Source organism: Micromonospora sp. NPDC048843 (assembly GCF_040649965.1).
Classification (GTDB): domain Bacteria; phylum Actinomycetota; class Actinomycetes; order Mycobacteriales; family Micromonosporaceae; genus Micromonospora; species Micromonospora hortensis.
On record NZ_JBEZGJ010000148.1, the window covers coordinates 1 to 17,943 of the forward strand.

The window sequence follows — 17,943 nt, forward strand, 5'->3', positions numbered from 1 at the left end:
GCAGCCGTCGCACGTGCACGTCGACGGTACGCACGCCGGCGTGCTCGTAGCCCCAGCACCGCCCTGGCACGCCACCAGCGCGCTGGCGCAGGCCAGCATCGCCGCGCCGGTGACCCACTTTCTGGTGACCATGCCGTACTCCTCACGAGCCGTCCCGAACCTGGGCGGGAATCATCATGGATGTCGCCTCCGCTCGACGACGGCCGCGCCGGAACGGTTCACGAAAATCAGGAAGATCTCCCATCGATCTCCCGCCTATCCTGTCTCTCGGCCTTGGGGGCTGTTGCACGGGGAGGGCATGGCATGACGGTCGACGTGGCGGCGCGACGACAGGCGCAAGTGTTGATCTTTGATGCGGACGACACGTTGTGGGAGAACAACGTCGTCTTCGAGCGGGTGATCGACGACTTCCTGGGCTGGCTGGACCACCCCACCCTGGACCGGGCCGCGCTGCGGGTCGTTCTCGACGACATCGAGCGGGCCAACGCGGTGGCGCACGGGTACGGCAGCAAGGTCTTCCTGCGCAGCCTGGCGGAGTGCCTGGAGCGGCTGCGCGAGCGGCCGGCCACCGACACCGAACGTCAGGAGATCGACCGGCTGGCGGTGGCCCTCGTCGAGCACCAGGTGGAGCTGATGCCCGGGGTGGCCGACGCACTCGACGAGCTGGCCGGCCGGCACGAGTTGCTGCTGCTCACCAAGGGCGACCAGGAGGAGCAGCAGCGCAAGCTGGACGCCTGCGGTCTGCTGCACCACTTCGGCGCCGCGCACATCGTCGCCGAGAAGAACGTCGACACGTACCGGTGGCTCACTCGGGAGCACGGCTTCGCGCCGGACGGCGCGTGGATGATCGGCAACTCCCCGAAGTCCGACATCCTGCCGGCGCGTGCCGCCGGGTTGAACGCGGTGTTCATTCCGAACGCGAACACCTGGGTGCTGGAGGACGACGAGCTGGACCCGACCGACGACGGGGTGCTGCGGCTCGCCGCGTTCCGGGACCTGCTGCGCCACTTCTGACCGTACCGAAACCGAACAGCGTCGGCGATCATGGTCGCGTTACGCCGACCTGCCCGATTTTGAGCGTGGGATCAGTCCTGCCGCCGGTCGTCCGACGCGGCTTGTCCGGCCGGTCGGAGCCCGCCTAGCCTGGTCCGGCGCTCACGGCCCTTCGGGGTGTGTCGGGGGCGCGTCGGCGTTCGGCGGGTGAGCACCGTGGAGCTGAGTGCGAAGTGGCTGGCTCACCCCGTTCTGGCGCGTGGCGTCGTGCCACGCCCGCGCGGCGGGGTGCCGGAGCTGCCCGCTTCCCTGCCGGACGGCCGAGGGTCAGGGCCGGGTAGTTGCGGACCCGGTCCTGACCCGGCCCGCGAATCGTTCTACCGTTGCGAGCGGGGCAGACCGCGCGCCGGTTCGACTGTCAGGATGGCGGCATGAAGCGCAGATCTCTCCTCCTCGGCGCGGCGGCCGGTCTGGTCGCCCCGGCGGCGCTCACCCCGGCCGCGCCCGCGCTCGCGGCGGACGGGCCGCTGCGGCCGGGCTGGGGCACGGCCGCGGTGCAGCGACCCTTGCCGAAGTGGCAGCCCCACAACCGCGCCAGCGCATTGAGCACGCTGCCGGCGGAGACGAAGCAGGTGATCATCGTCGGGGCCAGCAGCTACACCACCACCTACGCCACGCTGGAGGCGTTCGTGCGGGTCCGGAGCACCTGGCAGCCGGCCTCGGCGTCGTTGCCCGCCCGGATCGGTTCGAAGGGCTTCAGCGACAACCACGTGGAGGGTGTGCCGACCACGCCGACCGGCGTCTACTCGATCGGCCCCACCATGTACGGCATCGCCGCCAACCCGGGCGTGCGATTCCCCTACCACCGGCTGGTCAGCGGTGACTGGTGGAACGAGAATCCGTCGTCAGCGCTCTACAACACCTTCCAGCAGAGTGCGACCAACCCGGGCGGGGCCAGCGAAGCACTGTGGAAGGAGGTCCCCGCGTACACGCACTTCGCGGTGATCACCTACAACATGCCGCCGAACGTGCCGAAGCCGGTGCCGAACGCGGGCAGCGGAATCTTCCTGCACCAGTTCAGCACCAGCGCCGGCAACGCCACCGCTGGTTGCGTCTCCCTCGCCAACGATCACCTGGTCGACGTGCTCAACTGGCTGGACCCGGCGCTGTCGCCACGCATCGTGCTCAGCCCGTACGCCCAGCTCAGCCGATACTGAGAGCCGCCGCGGCTCAGCCGGCCTCGCGCCGGACGATCGACACCGCGACCCGGCAGAACTCGTCCATGTCCGGGTTGAACCCGGCAGCGATGTCGGGATGCAACCCGGAGCGGGTCTCCTCCAACAGTCGCTGGCAGACCTGCTCGACCGGTTCGCCGGCGTAGCCGGAGCGGACCCGGTCGGTGGCCGCCTGAAGCGCCGAGGTCAGCTGCTCCTCCAGCGGGCCGCGCAGCTTCTGCTGCACAGGATCGAGCCCGCGGGGGTCGAGCGTGACATGTGGCTCCGACATCGGTGCTCCCTTCGTCGGCGTCCGCGATACCCCACCACGGACGTCGGTCAAACCCCGGTCGGTACGGCGGCGACCCGCACCTGGTACGAGAATTCCTCCGCCGGTTCCTCGTGGTACGACAACCGGCGGATCTGCCGGTCGTCGTCGTACAGGGCGACGTCCACCAGGACGCCGAGGTGGGCGAGGCCGATGGTCGACACCCGCTTCTTGTCCTGCAACACCGCACAGACGCCGCCGAGCAGGGTGCTGGCGTCGGACGTACGGTGCCCGGGCGGGCAGCGCAACACCAGGTCCACCTCGATCGGCCCGGGCAACGGCGTCCAGCCGGTGCGCTGAGCCGCGGCGAGGGCGGCCTGGAGCAGGGTGCGGACCCTCGTCGCCTGCCGGTGCCCGGCGGCGAAGATGGACAACGCTTCGGTCTTGACCGGTGGCAGGCCGCTCACCTCGAACGTCAGGGCGAGAGCGCGGGTGTCCTGCACGACGGCACCTCCTCGTTGGGACGATCCTGCCGAACCGGAGGAGCGGCGGTGGGACGTTCCCGCGATTACCAACCGATCGGGCAGGCAGGGGTCGGCCGGAGGCGTGTCGACGGCGGCGGCGAACGCGCCGGCTACGGCGCTAGGAAAACGCTAGCCGACGACGCCCGCGCTCGGTAGTCGGTCGTTCACCCGGTAGGGCGTGGGGCGAAGGCGCAGAACTCGTTGCCCTCGGGGTCGGCCAGCACCCACCACCAGTGCGACTCGTCGAGCGGCTCCCGCAGCAGGGTCGCGCCCGCCGCGATCAGCGCCATCGGCTCCGGGTCGACCAGGTCGACGTCCCAGTGCAGCCGGTTCTTGACCGTCTTGGGCTCGGGCACCCCGACGAACACCCAGTACTCCCAGGGGAACCCGGACGCGCCGACCACCGACGAGGTGCTCGGCTCGTGCTCGACGGTGCCGCCGACCACCCCGGCCCACCAGGTCGCCTGCGCCGCCGGGTCGGCCGAGTCGACGACCAGCTCGAACGGGCCCGGTCGGGTGCCGTCGCGGGCCGGGAACGCGCAGAACTCGTTGCCCTCCGGGTCGTCCAACACCCACCAGGACGCGTCGCCGCCCGGTTCGCGGACCAGCCGGGCGCCGTCCGCGAGCAGCGCCGCCGGGTCCGCGTCGGCCAACCGCAGATCCAGGTGTACGCGAGTCGTGCCGACCCGAGGCTCCGGCACCTTGTTCACCCAGATCGACTCGGCGTCGGAGCGCGCCGAGCGGGGGTCCACCCGGGTGTCGTCGTCACCGGCATCGGCCACGTCACCGTCGAGCATCCGGGCCCAGAAGGCACCGAGTGCGAGCGGGTCGGCGGCGTCCAGACAGAGGTCCTTGAAGCGCGCGATCATCGTCCCAGCATGCCCGGTCCGGGCGGGGCGCCCGTGGACCAAGCGCCGCGTGGCGGAGTCATTGCCGCTCAGCGCTTCGACCGGACCCGGTCTCCGAGTTTCGCGCTCAGTGTTGCTTTGCGTACTCGACGAACGCCTTCCAGGCCGTCGGGTCGACGTGCAGGGTGCCGCCGTCGCGGTCCTTGGTGTCGCGCACCAGCACCACGCTCGGCAGGTTGTCGGCGACCTCGACGCAGGATCCGCCGTTGCCGCCGGACCGGGTCGACTTTCGCCACTGTGGGGTCAGCATGCCCATGACTTCGCCACTTCCTTGATCAGCTCGGTTGACTGCCGGCGGGGGAGCGCCTCGTTCCGCACGATCTCCCACGTCTTCGCCAGCTTAGCGACGTCGGTCGGTGCATCGACGAACTGCGCGGTGAGCTGGTTGTCGGCGTGAGCTACCCGCTCACCGTCCGGCATTTCGGCGATGATGAACTGACCGGCCAGCCCCAGGTACATCCCAGCATCCGTCGGGACGATGTGCACCTGGATATGCTCCGCCGCGGTCAACTGGGCTAGGTGCTCGCACTGCTCGACCATCAGACCCGGCTGGTCGAGCACCGGTCGGCGCAGCACCGCCTCGTCCAGCACGGCGATGAGCTGCGGCGGGCGCGGGCGTTGCAGGATCGCCTGGCGCTCCAGCCGGGAGGCGACGATCCGGTCCACGTCCTCGGCGTCGAACCGTCCACCGGCCAACGTCGCGCGGGCGTACCGCTCGGTCTGGAGCAGGCCCGGCACGTACGCCAACTCGAACCAGCGCAGCGTGGTGGCCTCCCGTTCGAACTCGATCCACTCGCGCAGCCAGGCCGGCTCGGCGTCGAGCCGGGCCAACCCGTCCAGCATGCGGAGGAAGCGTCCGCCGGTCTGGTGGTGGGTGTCGACAGCCCTCATGTACTCCTTCGTGGGCGGTCGCCCGCCGGTCTCCACCGAGCTGACGTGCGAACCCGAATAGCCGATGCCCCGGCCGAAGTCGTCCTGATTGAGCCCGGACCCCGTCCGGAACAGACGCAGTTCCTCCAGCACGTAGTCGGTGACGGTCCCCATCGATTCCCCAACCTTCGCTCAGTCTGGCTCGGCGTGTCCGTCATGGGTGCTCACCTGGACCGCTGAGCTGCACAGATGGCGCGAGCACGTATCGACGGTAGTCGCCTCATCACCAGACTGTCACCAGTGGCGGGTCCGCTGGTGGCCGGAATGGCGGCGGTGGGCCCTGCCCTCCGGGGTCGCTCCCGTTTCCCCCTTGCGGGAGCGGCCCCGTCCCCGTCCCCGAGGAGGTCGATGTGCTCACCCCGACAGGCCAGCAGCCCTCGACGTGGTGGCGGTGATGGTGGTCCGGCCGCCCGTCCCGCATGTCGCCATGCGCCCGCTGTGGCGGTGCCGCAACTGTGGCGCCGAGTGGCCCTGCCAACCGGCCAAGCTCGCCCTGCTGACGGAGTACCGGACCAGCCGGACCGCGCTGCTGATCTACCTCGGCACTCTGATGCACGAGGCGACGAACCAGCTCACCCAACTCCACCCGGATCATCCGCCGACCGGGATGACCGAGCGCTTCCTCTCCTGGGCCAGGGCCCGGGGTTGACGCTCGGGCAGCCGTCGTTCATCCCGGAAAGGGGATCAGTGGCACCCCGTCGGAGTATCCGGGCCCCTCACTGGTCAGCACCGCGGCGTCGTGGGTCAGGCCCGCCACGGCGGCTGCGGCCAGGTCGAAACGGCGGGTCCTGCGCTGCCAGAAGGTCAGCTCCGGTAGATCCTCCGCCTGCTCGGGTAGAAGCGCGCAGGAAGTCAAGGCCAGCAGCTTGTGCAGCAGGGCCAGGTCCTTGCCGGTCGCCATGGTCAACGCTTCGGTCGCTGCCACCACCGGCACCCCGAACCGCACCCCGTCCTCAATCACCTCGTGGACGGGCTCGCCCACGTGCACCGTCCGGAGGACGGCGTATCCCAGCAGGGCCGACCGGTCCAGGATGAGCCGAACTGGTGGTGTTGTCTCCGAGGTCATGCGGCGTCGGCGCGGGGCGCGGTGTCGTCACCGTTCATCTCGGCCTCCATGGCGGCGCGGATCTTGGCGCGCTCCGCCTCGAACCGCTCCGCAGGCCACTCAGCCTCCACGCCCAGGCGGCGGGCCCGAGCCTCGGCCACACCCTGCTCAGTGATGTGAATGCCGGCGGCGAGCAACAACTCCTTGTGCTGCTCCACCCGCTTGCGCCGACGCACCGACTCGGTGACGTAGGCACTGGCCATGCGGTTGCCCTGGCTCTCCAGGATCTGACTCACGTCTGGGGGGACGGAGATCGTGAAGCGGCGCTGAGGCTCTGTCATACGCGCAGCTTACACCTGTCATACTCCGGACTGGCGCTGCTCGTACCGTCAGGCGGGGTTGACTCTGGTGGCTTCCGGGTGCGAGGTGTCGGAGTCGGTCCGGCCCTCGCGCAGTGACAAGCGACGCGCCAGCACCGTGGCGCCCGCGAGCGCGGCCAGGACCATGGCGATCTCCGCGATCACCACCGGCGGTGCCGCGCTGTAGTCGGTGGTCCAGGCGAAGGCGACGGTGATCGGCGTGATGACGATGCCGGCCACCGGCATGAGGACGCTCATCAACTGAGCCGTCCGCCGGATCCTGGGCAGGTCGCGAAGCCGGGTCCGCACCGCGATGACCGCTCCCGTGACGACCACGGCGGCCGGTATGCCGTAGTAGACGGCGACGGCGAGCTGGACCGGTACGTCGATCGAGCGGGGGATGTCGACCATGCGGACGAAGGCCGGGTAGGCCGCCATCAGGAGGCCGAAGCCGAGCACGACACCGAGCAGCGCGCCGATCAGCGCGGTGCCGAGAATGCGGCCGTAGTCGCCACGCACCCGCTGGACGCCAGCCTCGTCGGCGAGCCGCCGCGCGAAGCCGGCCACGTCATCGCCGATCAACTGCGTGGGATCGCCCCCGTCGGCAGCCGCGGCCCGTAGGTCGAGGCGCAGGTCCGCGGCGAGTGCCGCCCGATCGGCCGAGCCGACCCCGTCCCCGCGCCACGTCTGGTCGGCCTCGCCCAGAAGGCGGTCGATGGTGTCCATGGGTCAACTCCTCGTGGGGTTGTGGTCGAGCGGACAGAGAACGGCGTCGACGGTGTCGGTGAAGCGGTTCCACTGTTTCTGCCAGGCATCCAGGTGGATCCGACCGGACCCGGTCAGCGCGTAGACCTTTCGGGGCGGGCCGGTCGGGCTGACCTGCTGTTCGTGAGCGACAAGGCCGAGTCGGCGCATGCGAGTCAGCAGGGGATAGATGGTGCCGTAGCTGATGGCGCCGAAGCCGGCCGTCTCCATTCGCCGAACCAGCTCGTAGCCGTGCGCTGGCTCGCGTGCCAGCAGCGCCAGCAGGCACATGTCCAGCGCGCCCCGCAGGAGTTGGGTCTGCCGGTCGTTGTCGTCGATGGACTGGCTCTCCGCCGCTACCATGCGACACATACTACCTTGCTATTCGGCGTCACGATATAGCGGTGTGGACTTCCGCTGTGACAGCCAGGTTTCGCGACTTCACGGGTGGGGCAGAGTAGCCGCTACAGAGCATCCGGGCCGGAGTTTCCGCAGCTTGCCGGCTCGGGATCGGCTCGCCGTGCGCCGGGGCACGGATGCCCTCCCCGGTCTTTCGCCGAGGAGAGGGGGAGGGCGATGACGGACCCCGAAACGGCTCGACACCGACGCCGGCCGGTTGTTCGGCTGGGCGCGGCGGCTGCCGCGCTGGCACTTGTGGCGCCGTTGGCCGCGTGTGGCGCGGACGACGCTGGTGGCCCACCGACGATCAACCTGTACTACCCGCCCGAGCAAAACCTGCAGAAGGTCGTCGACGACTGCAACGCGCAGGCCCAGGGACGGTACGAGATCGCCTACCGGGTGCTGCCCCGGCAGGCCGACGACCAGCGGGTGCAGATGGTGCGCCGACTGGCCGCCGAGGACAGCGGGATGGATCTGCTCGGGCTGGACGTCACCTGGACCCAGGAGTTCGCCAGCGCCGACTGGATCCGCGAGTGGACCGGCCAGGACAAGGCCGAGGTCGAGCAGGGCACCCTCGCCGGGCCGTTGGACACCGCCCGGTACGAGGACAAGTTGTACGCGGCGCCGAAGAACACAAACGTCCAGTTGCTCTGGTACCGCAAGGACCTGGTGCCGCAGCCGCCGACCACCTGGGACCAGATGATCAGCGCGGCCCAGCAGCTCAAGGACCAGGGCAAGCCGTACCAGGTGCTCACCATGGGCGCGCAGTACGAGGGTCTGGTCGTCCTCTACAACACCCTTGCCGAAAGCGCCGGCGGGAAGATCCTCAGCGACGACGGCACGAAGGCCGTGATGGACGAGGGCACGGTCCGGGCGTTGGAGCAGCTGAAGAAGTTCGCCACGTCGGGCGTGACCTCGCCGTCGTTCAGCAACGCCACCGAGGACCCGGTTCGGCTGGAGTTCCAGTCCGGCGCGGGCGCGTTCCAGGTGAACTGGCCGTTCGTCTACCCGGCTCTCCAGGAGGCGAACCCGGAGCTGGCCAAGCAGGTCGGCTGGGCTCGGATCCCGGGCATCGACGAGGGCACCCCCAGCAAGGTCACCATCGGTGGGGTCAACCTGGCGGTCAGTTCCTACTCCAAGCACCCGGAGCAGACCTTCGAGGCGGCCCGGTGCATCCGCAGCGCCGAGCACCAGAAGTTCTCCGCCATCAACGACGGTGTGCCGCCGACCATCGAGGCGGTCTTCGACGACCCGGAGATGACCGAGGCGTACCCGATGAAGGACACCATCCTCGAGGAGCTGAAGGAACCGGCGACGCGTCCGCTGACCCCCGCCTACCAGAGCATCTCCACAGTGATGTCGGCGATCCTGTCGCCGCCGTCCGGCATCCGCCCGCAGCAGACCGCCGACGAGCTGCGCGGCGCCATCGCCGACGCCCTCCAATCCAAGGGGGTCCTGCCGTGAGCATCAACGCCACGCCGACCGGCGCCGATGTCGCCGCCGACGAGACCAGCGAATCCACCGACCGGCGCGCCACAGTGCCCACCCAGCGTGGTGGCCGTCGCAAGCCCCCGTTGAGCGAGAACAAGAAGGCCGAACGCCGGCTCGGCCTGCTGCTCTGCGCGCCGGCCGCGCTGGTCATGATCGCGGTGACCGCGTACCCGATCATCTACTCGGTCTGGCTCTCGTTGCAGCGCTTCGACCTGCGTTTCCCCGACCAGCGTGAGTTCATCGGGCTGGAGAACTACGTCACTGTGCTCACCAACGAGTTCTGGTGGACGGCGTTCGGGGTGACCATGCTGATCACGGTGGTCACCGTGGCCGTCGAGCTGGTGCTCGGCATGGGCCTGGCGATCATCATGCACCGCACCATCATCGGGCGCGGCCTGGTCCGGACCTCGGCGCTGATCCCGTACGGGATCGTCACGGTGGTCGCCGCGTTCTCCTGGCGGTACGCCTGGACGCCCGGCACCGGCTACCTGGCCGACCTGTTCAGCGACGGCGCGCCGCTCACCGAACGGGCCAGCTCCCTGGCGATCATCATGCTGGCGGAGATCTGGAAGACCACCCCGTTCATGGCGCTGCTGCTGATGGCCGGGCTGGCGCTGGTCCCCGAGGACCTGCTCAAGGCGGCCTCCACCGACGGCGCGACCGCCTGGCAGAAGTTCACCAAGGTGATGCTGCCGGTGATGAAGCCGGCGATCCTGGTCGCGCTGCTGTTCCGCACCCTTGACGCGTTCCGGGTCTTCGACAACATTTTCGTGCTGACCGCCGGAGGCAACGAGACGTCGTCGGTGTCGATGCTCGCCTACAACAACCTGATCCGGGGCCTCAACCTCGGCATCGGTTCGACGATGTCGGTGCTGATCTTCATCACCGTGGCGATCATCGCCTTCGTCTTCGTGAAGCTGTTCGGCACCGCTGCTCCGGGCAGCGACGACGGAGAGAGGCGCTGACATGGCTGTCGAAACCACTACCAGGGCAAAGCTGCGCTGGGGTCTGCTCGACGTCCTCGTGGTCGTCTTCGCGCTGGTCCCGGTGCTGTGGATCGCGTCGCTGTCGTTCAAGACACCGGCCACCCTCACCGACGGGAACTTCATCCCCCGCGAATGGACGCTGGACAACTACCGGACCATCTTCGACACCGACCAGTTCGTCCGGGCGCTGGTCAACTCGATCGGCGTCGCGCTGATCGCCACGCTGGTCGCAGTGGTGCTCGGCGCGATGGCCGCGTACGCGATCAGCCGGCTGGACTTCCCCGGTAAGAAGCTGCTGGTCGGCGTCTCCCTGCTGATCGCGATGTTCCCCCAGGTGTCACTGGTGTCGCCGCTCTTCGAGATCGAGCGTCAGCTCAAGATCTTCGACACCTGGCTGGGGCTGATCCTGCCGTACATCACCTTCGCGCTGCCGCTGGCGATCTACACGCTGTCGGCGTTCTTCAAGCAGATCCCGTGGGATCTGGAGAAGGCAGCGAAGATGGACGGCGCCACCCAGGCCCAGGCGTTCCGCCGGGTGATCGCGCCACTGGCCGCACCCGGGCTGTTCACCACGGCGATCCTGGTCTTCATCTTCTGCTGGAACGACTTCCTGTTCGCCATCTCGCTGACCTCGACCGAGCGCTCCCGCACGGTGCCGGCCGCGCTGTCGTTCTTCACCGGTGCGTCGCAGTTCGAGGACCCCACCGGGGCGATCTGCGCCGCCGCCGTGGTGATCACCGTTCCGATCATCCTGTTCGTTCTCTTCTTCCAGCGTCGCATCGTGTCCGGTCTGACCTCCGGCGCGGTAAAGGGATAGGTGGGTAGTCATGGCTGACATCGTGCTGGACAAGGTGAGCAAGAGCTTCCCGGACGGGACCGTCGCCGTGCAGGACGTCGACCTGGAGATCGCCGACGGCGAGTTCGTGATCCTGGTCGGGCCCTCGGGCTGCGGAAAGTCCACCACCCTCAACATGATCGCCGGGCTGGAGGACATCAGCTCCGGTGAGCTGCGTATCGCCGGGCAGCGGGTCAACGACAAGGCCCCCCGGGACCGGGACATCGCCATGGTGTTCCAGTCGTACGCGCTGTACCCGAACATGACAGTGCGGGAGAACATGGCGTTCCCGCTGCGGCTGGCGAAGCTCGACAAGGAGACCATCGACCGCAAGGTCGACGAGGCGGCGAAGGTGCTGGAGCTGACCTCGCTGCTGGACCGCAAGCCGGCCAACCTCTCCGGTGGCCAGCGTCAGCGGGTGGCGATGGGCCGGGCGATCGTCCGCCAGCCGAAGGCGTTCCTGATGGACGAGCCGTTGTCCAACCTCGACGCCAAGCTGCGGGTGCAGATGCGCACGGTGGTGTCCCGCCTGCAGAAGCAGCTCGGCACCACTACCGTCTACGTCACCCACGACCAGACCGAGGCGATGACCCTCGGCGACCGCGTGGTGATCATGCGCGGGGGTGCGGTGCAGCAGGTCGGGCCGCCACAGGAGCTGTACGACAACCCGAAGAACCTCTTCGTTGCCGGCTTCATCGGCTCGCCGTCGATGAATTTCCTGCACGCCGCCGTGCAGGACGGCGAGCTGCACACCGCGCTGGGCACGGTGCCGATCGGTGACCGGGTCCGCCGGGAGTTGGAGGCGGCCGACGCGCCCCGTGAGCTGATCCTCGGCATCCGGCCCGAGCACTTCGAGGACGCCGAACTGGTCGACGACGACACCCGTCGGCGGGGCATGGAGTTCGAGGCGCCGGTGGACATCGTCGAGTCGATGGGCTCGGACAAGTACGTCTACTTCACGGTCGAGGGGGAGAAGGCCAGCGCCGCCGAGTTGGAGGAGTTGGCCGCCGACGCGGGCGCCGCCGACTTCGCCGGCGGCGGCGGCAATCTGGTGACCCGGTTGTCAGCCGAGTCCCCGGTAGCCGAGGGGCAGACGCGCCGAGTCTGGTTCAACCTGGAGAAGATCCACCTGTTCGACCCGGCCAACGGCCGCAACCTGACCCTGCACGAGGGTCGGGCCGCCGGCGCGCTCGCCGACTGACGCCCCATTTTCGCGCCGATCTTGCACTTTCGGTTGTCGGCATGAGATGGATTGCCCCTTCTGTCGGGACAGAAAGTGCAAGATCGGCGCGGCGAGGGCGCGCGGGGCGCCGTGTCCTGCGGCGTGTGGGCTGGCGTGGCAGGGTGGTTGCAGGTTTCGTCGTGAGGCGGGGGCGGGATGAATCGACGATTGGCCGCGCTGGCAAACGCGCACGGTGTTTCCACCTGGTACGAGGATTGGCGGCACCGCCGCGTCGATGTCGCACCGGAGACCGTGGTGGGTGTGCTGGGGCTGCTCGGCGTGGACGCCACCAGCCCGTCGGCGATCGCCGACGCGCTCGTCGCCGCCCGTGCCGTCGACCGGAGTGCCCTTCCGGAGACTGTCGTGCTCACCCACGGTCGCGGCCGGGCGCTGCCCGGCCCGGGGGTGGTGACCCTGGAGGACGGTGGCCGCCGCGCGGTCGACGGTGAGTTGCCGGCCGACCTGCCGCTGGGTTGGCACCGGCTGACCTGCGCCGACCGCGAGGTGACACTGGTGGTGGTGCCGCGCCGGCTGCCGGTGCCGCCGTCGAGCTGGGGGTGGATGCTCCAGCTCTACGCGCTCACCTCGGAGCGTTCCTGGGGCATGGGCGACCTCGGTGATCTCGCCGAGTTCACCGGTTGGGCCGGTGCCAACGGGGCGGGTCTGGTGCTGCTCAACCCGCTGCACGCGGTCGGGCCGGCGCACCCGGTGGCCACCTCGCCGTATTCGCCAGCCAGTCGACGCTTCGTCAATCCGCTCTACCTGCGGGTCAGCGACACCGCCGCGTACCGGGCGGCCGACCCGGCGACCCGTGCGGTGGTCGACGCGTTGCGTCCCGACCGGGGGCCCCTGATCGACTACGACGAGGTGTGGTCCGCCAAGCGGCGCGCCCTGGAGTTGCTGCACCCGTACGCCCAGCCGATGGATCTTGCCGCGGACCCGGCGCTGACCAGCTTCGCCACCTGGTGCGCGCTCGCCGAGCGGCATGGCAACGACTGGCGGGCCTGGCCGGCGGAGCTGCACCACCCGGACGCCCCTGCGGTCGCCGAGCAGCGTCGCCGCCTCGCCGACCGGGTCGCCTTCCACGCCTGGCTGCAACACCTCTGCGACGAGCAGCTCGACGCCGTCACGGCGGCGGCCCGCTCGGCGGGGATGCCGGTCGGTGTCGTGCACGACCTGGCCGTCGGCATCGACCCGGGCGGCGCGGACGGGTGGCAGCTCGCCGACGTGCTGGCCCAGGGCGTGCGGGTCGGCGCGCCACCGGACGACTTCAACCAGCTCGGTCAGGACTGGGGGCTCGCCGCGTGGCGCCCGGACCGGCTCGCCGCCACCGGTTACGCCGCGTACCGGGACATGCTGCGCCGCGTCCTGCGGCACGCCGGTGGCCTGCGGGTCGACCACGTCGCCGGCCTGTGGCGACTGTGGTGGGTGCCGCCGGGCGGCGGCGCGGCCGAGGGCACCTACGTGCGCTACGACGCCGAGGCGATGCTCGGCATCCTCGCGTTGGAGGCGCACCGGGCCGGCGCTGTGGTGGTCGGCGAGGATCTCGGCACCGTCCAACCGGCGGTGACCCGAGGGTTGCGGGGGCGCAACATGCTCGGCTCGACAGTGCTGTGGTTCGCACGCGACGAGGCCGGTGACTTCGTCCCGCCGGCCCGGTGGCCGCGAAACGCCCTCGCCACCATCTCCACCCACGACCTGCCCACCGCGCCGGGGTTCCTGACCGGTGAGCACGTGCGGGTGCGCGACGAGTTGAAGCTGCTCGGCACCGACGTGGCGGTGGAGCGGGCCCGCGCCACCGCCGATCGGGACCGGCTGCTCACGATGTTGGCTGCCGAGAACCTGCTGCCCGAGCCGACGCCGGGGTCCGAGTCGGCTGAACCGGCAACCACGCCCGACGACGGTGAGGTGGTGGTGGCGATGCACGCCGCGCTCGCGGCCAGCCCGACCCGGCTGCTCGGCGTCTCCCTCTACGACGTGTTGGGTGAGGTGCGCCAACCCAACATGCCGGGCACCGTCGACGAGTATCCGAACTGGCGGCTGCCGCTGCCGGCCAGCGTGGCGCAGATCCGCGCGGACCCCCGGGTGGCCCGGATCGTCGACCTGCTCAGCGCCGCCCGCCCACGACCGGCCGACCCGGCACCGCCGCGGCAGTAACCGCCACCGGGTCAGGTCAGCCAGTCGAAGCGGGCCGGCAGCCCGAGGAAGTCGGCGTAGCGCCCGAGCGCCTGCTCCACCCGGGCCCGCGCGGCGACGTCGAGCGCCCTGAGCGGCTGGATCGTCACTGTGACAGCGGTGCGGCCGACCTTGCGTTTCCACACGCCCACCACGCGCCCGGCGCGGACCACTGTGGCCTGGAAGATGCCGTTGTTGCCCGGCACGACGGCCGCCTGGTGGGCGGGGTCGAGCATCAGCGTGCGGTCCCGGAAGCCGAGCAGATACTCGTCGAAGCCGGGCAGCGCCAGCACGTCGTCCGGCGCGGTGCGTGGCGCGTCGGCCACCGCCGCGTCGACGTACATCGGAGTGCCGTCGACGCGTACCGTGCTCAGCGCGTCGTCGGCGGCGGCCAGGCCGCGCCGGGCGTCGGTCACTGTGAGGCCACTCCACCCGGCGAACTCGCGGTCGGTGACCGGGCCGTGCCCGCGAACGTAGCGGTGGGCGAGCACTGACAGCGCCTCATCCCGCTCCAGCCGGTGGGACGTGGGTGCCCACTCGTCGAGCAGGGCGAAGGTCTGTTCGGTGCCGACGTTCGGCGCCACGCAGGTCACGCCGCGAACGCTCGAATACCACAGCAGGTGGTAGCCACGCTGCCCGTCGGTGCCCAGGCCGGCCGCCCGCAGGGTGGCCAGGCACTGCGCGCGGGTCAGCCGACCGCCGCCGGCCAACGCGGCGCCGAGGACCTCCGCCGCCCGGTCCGCGTCGGCCTCGGTCAGCCCGAGCTGCGCCCGCCGGGTCGCCGCGCCGGCCAGGGATCGTACGCCGGTCAGCTCCAGCATCCAGCGGGCGTCGGCGGGCGGGACGAGGTGCACGGTGCCCCGCATCGGCCAGGTGCGCAGCGCCTCGCGTCGCTCCAACGCCGCCTGCACGTCGGTGACGCTCTGACCGGGTAGCCGGGCGCCCAGCGACCACAGCCCGCTGGCCAGGTCCTGTGCCTGCATCGCGCCGAACCACTCGACCACCTCGGCGACGGTGCCGGGGTGGGTGCTCGGGTGTGGGCGCAGCAGCAGGCTGGTCATCCGCAGCGCCAGCGCGTCTGCCGCGCTGAGGTCGACAGGCATCGGGCGCTCCGTTTCGTGGCCGGGTGGCCAGCAAGGCCGGTTGGGTGGCCGGGTGGCCAGCCTAGGGCCGACCACCGACACTCCTGCTGGTGGGAGGCGTAACGGCGGTCGTCGGGGGAATGCGGCTCGCCGGAAGTGCGCGCGCCGCGCGTACGGAAGGGAATCTCATGACTGCCGCAAGCGAGCCGGCGCGGGGCGCCGGCGTAACGGCCGGATCCCGTGGCCATCGGGGGGACGCGCGCGCGAAGACGAGCGCCGCGGCGACCTTCGCCCTGGTGTTCGGAGTGGCCGGTCTGTTCAGCGTGTTGACGGCGATCCTCGCCTGGCTGGGGTTGGTGCTCGGCATCATCGGGATCATCCTCGGCATCGTCGGCCTCAAGATGGCGCGCCGACCCGGGGTCACCGGTCGTGGCGTGTCGATCGGCGGCCTGGTGCTCAGCATCCTGGCCGTGCTGATCGGGCTCGGCCTGGCCGCGGGCATCACCACGTTCGTCAACAACGACAACGCTGTGGATCGCCTGCAGACCCAGGTCGACAAGCTGCGCGACAAGCTCGACTGACCCGCTCGTGCCGGTCTGGGCCGGCCCGCCACCCGTCCCGGTCGGCCCCAGTAGGGTGGGCGGCGTGCTCCGTCAGGTCACCGCGATCCGTTACGTCACCCCGCTGCGCGAGGGTGGGTCGCTGCCGGGCGTGGTGGAGGCCGACGACCTGGGCACCTACGTGGCGAAGTTCCGCGGCGCCGGGCAGGGGCCCAAGGCGCTGATCGCCGAGGTGATCTGTGGTGAGCTGGCGCGCCGGTTGGGGTTGCGGGTGCCGCCGCTGGTGGTCCTCGACATCGACCCGGTGATCGGGCGGGCCGAGCCCGACCAGGAGGTGCAGGAGCTGCTGCGCAGCAGCGGCGGCGCCAACCTTGGGATGGACTTCCTGCCCGGGGCGCTGGGCTTCGACCCGGTGGCGCACCCCGTCGACCCGGCGCTGGCCTCCCGGGTGCTCTGGTTCGACGCGTACGTGGAGAACGTCGACCGGAGTTGGCGCAACCCGAACCTGCTCGTCTGGCACCGCGAGCTGTGGCTGATCGACCACGGCGCCTCGCTGTACTTCCACCACAACTGGCCGCGCGCCGAGGCCGCTGTGCACCGGGCCTACCGCGCGGAGGATCACGTGCTGGCGCCGTACACGTCGCGGCTGGCCGAGGCCGACGCCGAGCTGGCCCCCCAGGTCACCCCGGAGCTGCTCACCGAGGTGTTGGCCCTGGTGCCGGGGGAGTGGTTGACCGCCGCCGACTTCGAGACGGCCGACGCGGCGCGCGGCGCGTACCTGGATCACCTGTCCCGCCGGGTCGCCCGCACGGCCGACTGGCTGCCATCGGGGAGCGGGGCATGAGGCAACCCTTCGAGTACGCGCTGATCCGGCTCGTGCCGCGCATCGAGCGCGGTGAGCAGATCAACGTGGGGGTGTTGCTCTACTGCCAGCAGCGCGACTTCCTGGCCGCGCGGACGCACCTGGACGCCGACCGGGTTCGCGCGCTGGCGCCCGACGTCGACCTGCCGGCGGTGGCCGCGGTGCTCGACTCCTGGGACCGGACCTGCTCCGGTGACGGGCCGGCGACCCGGATGCGGCTCGGTGAGCGGTTCCACTGGCTGGCCGCGCCGCGCAGCACGATGATCCAGACGGGGCCGGTGCACACCGGTCTCACCGTCGACCCGGCGGCCGAGCTGGACCGGCTGATGGCGACCCTGGTCCGCTGAGCCGAGGCGAGGGCAGGGGCGCGGGAGCGGTGATCGTCCCCTGATCGCGCTACGCCAGCGCCGTTGCCGGCGGAGCGCGATCCCCCGTTCAGGTGCCCGGTGCGGGGCGGCGGCTCGAACCCGCCGGCACCGATGGCACCAGGATCGCGGTCCGCGCGCGACGTCGGGCCGGAACGACCGGGAAGTTGCGGAAAACTTGAGCCGGCGGACCGGTGGCCGGCCGCGCCGGAGGCTGTCGTTAGAGCACGTCCGCAGCGGGTAGTCGCGGGAGCTGATCCGAGACGAGAAGGGGACACTCTGATGGCTGCCCAGACCAAGGTAGCGGTGATCTACTACAGCGCCACCGGCACCACCTACCAGATGGCGCAGGCCGTGTGTGAGGCCGCCGGGGACGCCGGCGCCGACGTGCGCCTGCGCAAGGTGCGCGAGTTGGCGCCGGACGAGGCGATCCGCTCCAACTCCGGCTGGCAGGCGCACCACCTGGAAACCCAGGATGTGCCCGAGGCGATGCTCGACGACCTCACCTGGGCCGACGTGGCGATCTTCGGTGCGCCGACCCGGTACGGCATGATCGCCGCCCAGTTGAAGCAGTTCATCGACACCACCGGCCCGCTCTGGAGCCAGGGCGGGCTGGTCAACAAGGTCTATTCCGCCTTCACGTCGACGGGCACCTCGCACGGCGGGCAGGAGACCACGCTGACCTCGCTCTTCAACGTCTTCTACCACTGGGGCGGTGTGGTGGTCACCCCCGGTTACACCGACACCAGCCAGTTCATCGCCGGCAACCCGTACGGCGCCTCGCACACGAGCAACAACGGGGAGATCGCCCCGGACGCCGTGGCGCTCGGGGCCTGCGCGCTGACCGCCCGGCGCGCCGTGCAGCTGGGTGCCGCGCTGAAGGCGGGCCTGGCCGGCTGACGGTTGACAAACGAGGGCGACCGGCGGCGCGGGCGCTCGGCGCGTAGGACGAAGCCGGTGCGTGGCTTCCTGGTGCCGCGT

At 70.5% G+C, this 17,943-nt stretch carries 22 protein-coding genes; 12 read left to right on the top strand and 10 right to left on the bottom strand.

The window, feature by feature from the left end:
- The first annotated feature begins 303 nt into the window (after positions 1 to 303).
- Both AB0C20_RS27485 and AB0C20_RS27490 read left to right on the top strand, forming a co-directional pair.
- The gene (locus tag AB0C20_RS27485; protein ID WP_357569052.1) at positions 304 to 1,014 is read left to right on the top strand and encodes an HAD family hydrolase; all 711 of its coding nucleotides are present in this window, start codon (positions 304 to 306) and stop codon (positions 1,012 to 1,014) included.
- A 410-nt stretch (positions 1,015 to 1,424) separates the two neighbouring features.
- Positions 1,425 to 2,210: a L,D-transpeptidase family protein gene (locus AB0C20_RS27490; protein ID WP_357569053.1), complete on the top strand. Its 786-nt coding sequence runs from the start codon at positions 1,425 to 1,427 to the stop codon at positions 2,208 to 2,210.
- A 13-nt stretch (positions 2,211 to 2,223) separates the two neighbouring features.
- Here the strand turns inward: AB0C20_RS27490 and AB0C20_RS27495 are convergent, their stop codons facing one another.
- The 5 genes from AB0C20_RS27495 to AB0C20_RS27515 all read right to left on the bottom strand — a co-directional run bounded on the left by AB0C20_RS27495 (position 2,224) and on the right by AB0C20_RS27515 (position 4,951).
- Positions 2,224 to 2,499 (bottom strand): hypothetical protein, encoded by a 276-nt coding sequence (locus AB0C20_RS27495; RefSeq protein ID WP_112674526.1) that lies wholly within the window; start codon positions 2,497 to 2,499, stop codon positions 2,224 to 2,226.
- A 47-nt stretch (positions 2,500 to 2,546) separates the two neighbouring features.
- Positions 2,547 to 2,978, bottom strand: coding sequence for a hypothetical protein (locus tag AB0C20_RS27500; RefSeq protein WP_124816226.1), 432 nt, complete (start codon positions 2,976 to 2,978; stop codon positions 2,547 to 2,549).
- Positions 2,979 to 3,163: 185 nt separating this feature from the next.
- The gene (locus AB0C20_RS27505) at positions 3,164 to 3,868 is read right to left on the bottom strand and encodes a VOC family protein (protein WP_357569054.1); all 705 of its coding nucleotides are present in this window, start codon (positions 3,866 to 3,868) and stop codon (positions 3,164 to 3,166) included.
- 106 nt (positions 3,869 to 3,974) lie between these two features.
- A complete protein-coding gene (locus AB0C20_RS27510) occupies positions 3,975 to 4,157 on the bottom strand; it encodes a DUF397 domain-containing protein (RefSeq protein ID WP_203121782.1) in 183 nt (60 codons plus the stop codon).
- The gene (locus AB0C20_RS27515) at positions 4,151 to 4,951 is read right to left on the bottom strand and encodes a helix-turn-helix transcriptional regulator (RefSeq protein ID WP_357569055.1); all 801 of its coding nucleotides are present in this window, start codon (positions 4,949 to 4,951) and stop codon (positions 4,151 to 4,153) included. The genes AB0C20_RS27510 and AB0C20_RS27515 overlap by 7 nt, the downstream gene beginning before the upstream one ends.
- A 313-nt stretch (positions 4,952 to 5,264) precedes the next feature.
- Here AB0C20_RS27515 and AB0C20_RS27520 point away from each other — a divergent pair, with 313 nt between their 5' ends.
- A complete protein-coding gene (locus AB0C20_RS27520; protein ID WP_357178191.1) occupies positions 5,265 to 5,486 on the top strand; it encodes a flavin reductase in 222 nt (73 codons plus the stop codon).
- 18 nt (positions 5,487 to 5,504) lie between these two features.
- On the opposite strand, the gene AB0C20_RS27525 is transcribed toward AB0C20_RS27520, so the two are convergent.
- The 4 genes from AB0C20_RS27525 to AB0C20_RS27540 are packed head-to-tail and all read right to left on the bottom strand — an operon-like array spanning position 5,505 to position 7,348.
- Positions 5,505 to 5,903, bottom strand: a complete 399-nt coding sequence (locus AB0C20_RS27525; protein WP_238686690.1) for a hypothetical protein — start codon at positions 5,901 to 5,903, stop codon at positions 5,505 to 5,507.
- Positions 5,900 to 6,223, bottom strand: a complete 324-nt coding sequence (locus AB0C20_RS27530; RefSeq protein ID WP_266305026.1) for a hypothetical protein — start codon at positions 6,221 to 6,223, stop codon at positions 5,900 to 5,902. The genes AB0C20_RS27525 and AB0C20_RS27530 overlap by 4 nt, the downstream gene beginning before the upstream one ends.
- A 48-nt stretch (positions 6,224 to 6,271) precedes the next feature.
- On the bottom strand, positions 6,272 to 6,967 hold the full coding sequence (locus AB0C20_RS27535) for a hypothetical protein (protein ID WP_357569056.1): 696 nt from the start codon (positions 6,965 to 6,967) through the stop codon (positions 6,272 to 6,274).
- 3 nt (positions 6,968 to 6,970) lie between these two features.
- Positions 6,971 to 7,348, bottom strand: coding sequence for a PadR family transcriptional regulator (locus AB0C20_RS27540; protein WP_210817082.1), 378 nt, complete (start codon positions 7,346 to 7,348; stop codon positions 6,971 to 6,973).
- Positions 7,349 to 7,561: 213 nt separating this feature from the next.
- On the opposite strand from AB0C20_RS27540, the gene AB0C20_RS27545 reads away from it, so the two are divergent.
- From AB0C20_RS27545 to malQ, 5 genes are all read left to right on the top strand, one after another.
- The gene (locus tag AB0C20_RS27545; protein WP_357178180.1) at positions 7,562 to 8,848 is read left to right on the top strand and encodes an ABC transporter substrate-binding protein; all 1,287 of its coding nucleotides are present in this window, start codon (positions 7,562 to 7,564) and stop codon (positions 8,846 to 8,848) included.
- Entirely contained in the window at positions 8,845 to 9,840 is a 996-nt protein-coding gene (locus AB0C20_RS27550; protein WP_357569057.1) for a sugar ABC transporter permease, read from the top strand. Before AB0C20_RS27545 ends, AB0C20_RS27550 begins: the two co-directional genes overlap by 4 nt.
- A gap of 1 nt (position 9,841) precedes the next feature.
- The gene (locus tag AB0C20_RS27555; protein WP_357569058.1) at positions 9,842 to 10,678 is read left to right on the top strand and encodes a carbohydrate ABC transporter permease; all 837 of its coding nucleotides are present in this window, start codon (positions 9,842 to 9,844) and stop codon (positions 10,676 to 10,678) included.
- 10 nt (positions 10,679 to 10,688) lie between these two features.
- Positions 10,689 to 11,897: a sn-glycerol-3-phosphate ABC transporter ATP-binding protein UgpC gene (gene ugpC, locus AB0C20_RS27560; RefSeq protein WP_357178172.1), complete on the top strand. Its 1,209-nt coding sequence runs from the start codon at positions 10,689 to 10,691 to the stop codon at positions 11,895 to 11,897.
- A 177-nt stretch (positions 11,898 to 12,074) separates the two neighbouring features.
- Complete coding sequence (gene malQ / locus AB0C20_RS27565) at positions 12,075 to 14,075, top strand: 4-alpha-glucanotransferase (protein WP_357569059.1); 2,001 nt, start codon at positions 12,075 to 12,077, stop codon at positions 14,073 to 14,075.
- 11 nt (positions 14,076 to 14,086) lie between these two features.
- Here malQ and AB0C20_RS27570 read toward each other — a convergent pair whose 3' ends face one another.
- Positions 14,087 to 15,196, bottom strand: a complete 1,110-nt coding sequence (locus AB0C20_RS27570; RefSeq protein ID WP_357569060.1) for a winged helix DNA-binding domain-containing protein — start codon at positions 15,194 to 15,196, stop codon at positions 14,087 to 14,089.
- A gap of 119 nt (positions 15,197 to 15,315) precedes the next feature.
- On the opposite strand from AB0C20_RS27570, the gene AB0C20_RS27575 reads away from it, so the two are divergent.
- The 4 genes from AB0C20_RS27575 (at position 15,316) to wrbA (ending at position 17,862) form a co-directional block, all read left to right on the top strand.
- Positions 15,316 to 15,756 carry a hypothetical protein gene (locus AB0C20_RS27575; RefSeq protein ID WP_357178163.1) on the top strand — a complete coding sequence of 147 codons (441 nt, stop codon included), beginning with the start codon at positions 15,316 to 15,318 and terminating at the stop codon, positions 15,754 to 15,756.
- Positions 15,757 to 15,820: 64 nt separating this feature from the next.
- Positions 15,821 to 16,579, top strand: coding sequence for a HipA family kinase (locus tag AB0C20_RS27580; RefSeq protein WP_357569061.1), 759 nt, complete (start codon positions 15,821 to 15,823; stop codon positions 16,577 to 16,579).
- On the top strand, positions 16,576 to 16,944 hold the full coding sequence (locus AB0C20_RS27585; RefSeq protein ID WP_091404117.1) for a DUF3037 domain-containing protein: 369 nt from the start codon (positions 16,576 to 16,578) through the stop codon (positions 16,942 to 16,944). Before AB0C20_RS27580 ends, AB0C20_RS27585 begins: the two co-directional genes overlap by 4 nt.
- Before the next feature lie 300 nt (positions 16,945 to 17,244).
- A complete protein-coding gene (gene wrbA, locus AB0C20_RS27590; RefSeq protein ID WP_238686701.1) occupies positions 17,245 to 17,862 on the top strand; it encodes an NAD(P)H:quinone oxidoreductase in 618 nt (205 codons plus the stop codon).
- The last annotated feature ends 81 nt before the right edge of the window (positions 17,863 to 17,943 follow it).

What these genes read in the sequence shown, in the direction of transcription:
- AB0C20_RS27585 (WP_091404117.1), top strand. Translation starts at nt 16,576, where the DNA reads ATGAGGCAACCCTTCGAGTACGCGCTGATCCGGCTCGTGCCGCGCATC.
- AB0C20_RS27575 (WP_357178163.1), top strand. Translation starts at nt 15,316, where the DNA reads ATGCGGCTCGCCGGAAGTGCGCGCGCCGCGCGTACGGAAGGGAATCTC.
- AB0C20_RS27495 (WP_112674526.1), bottom strand. Translation starts at nt 2,499, where the DNA reads ATGTCGGAGCCACATGTCACGCTCGACCCCCGCGGGCTCGATCCTGTG.
- AB0C20_RS27485 (WP_357569052.1), top strand. Translation starts at nt 304, where the DNA reads ATGACGGTCGACGTGGCGGCGCGACGACAGGCGCAAGTGTTGATCTTT.
- wrbA (WP_238686701.1), top strand. Translation starts at nt 17,245, where the DNA reads ATGGCTGCCCAGACCAAGGTAGCGGTGATCTACTACAGCGCCACCGGC.
- ugpC (WP_357178172.1), top strand. Translation starts at nt 10,689, where the DNA reads ATGGCTGACATCGTGCTGGACAAGGTGAGCAAGAGCTTCCCGGACGGG.
- AB0C20_RS27520 (WP_357178191.1), top strand. Translation starts at nt 5,265, where the DNA reads ATGCGCCCGCTGTGGCGGTGCCGCAACTGTGGCGCCGAGTGGCCCTGC.
- AB0C20_RS27545 (WP_357178180.1), top strand. Translation starts at nt 7,562, where the DNA reads ATGACGGACCCCGAAACGGCTCGACACCGACGCCGGCCGGTTGTTCGG.
- AB0C20_RS27525 (WP_238686690.1), bottom strand. Translation starts at nt 5,903, where the DNA reads ATGACCTCGGAGACAACACCACCAGTTCGGCTCATCCTGGACCGGTCG.
- AB0C20_RS27505 (WP_357569054.1), bottom strand. Translation starts at nt 3,868, where the DNA reads ATGATCGCGCGCTTCAAGGACCTCTGTCTGGACGCCGCCGACCCGCTC.
- AB0C20_RS27535 (WP_357569056.1), bottom strand. Translation starts at nt 6,967, where the DNA reads ATGGACACCATCGACCGCCTTCTGGGCGAGGCCGACCAGACGTGGCGC.
- AB0C20_RS27510 (WP_203121782.1), bottom strand. Translation starts at nt 4,157, where the DNA reads ATGCTGACCCCACAGTGGCGAAAGTCGACCCGGTCCGGCGGCAACGGC.
- AB0C20_RS27515 (WP_357569055.1), bottom strand. Translation starts at nt 4,951, where the DNA reads ATGGGGACCGTCACCGACTACGTGCTGGAGGAACTGCGTCTGTTCCGG.
- AB0C20_RS27530 (WP_266305026.1), bottom strand. Translation starts at nt 6,223, where the DNA reads ATGACAGAGCCTCAGCGCCGCTTCACGATCTCCGTCCCCCCAGACGTG.
- AB0C20_RS27490 (WP_357569053.1), top strand. Translation starts at nt 1,425, where the DNA reads ATGAAGCGCAGATCTCTCCTCCTCGGCGCGGCGGCCGGTCTGGTCGCC.
- AB0C20_RS27570 (WP_357569060.1), bottom strand. Translation starts at nt 15,196, where the DNA reads ATGCCTGTCGACCTCAGCGCGGCAGACGCGCTGGCGCTGCGGATGACC.
- AB0C20_RS27540 (WP_210817082.1), bottom strand. Translation starts at nt 7,348, where the DNA reads ATGGTAGCGGCGGAGAGCCAGTCCATCGACGACAACGACCGGCAGACC.
- AB0C20_RS27555 (WP_357569058.1), top strand. Translation starts at nt 9,842, where the DNA reads ATGGCTGTCGAAACCACTACCAGGGCAAAGCTGCGCTGGGGTCTGCTC.
- malQ (WP_357569059.1), top strand. Translation starts at nt 12,075, where the DNA reads ATGAATCGACGATTGGCCGCGCTGGCAAACGCGCACGGTGTTTCCACC.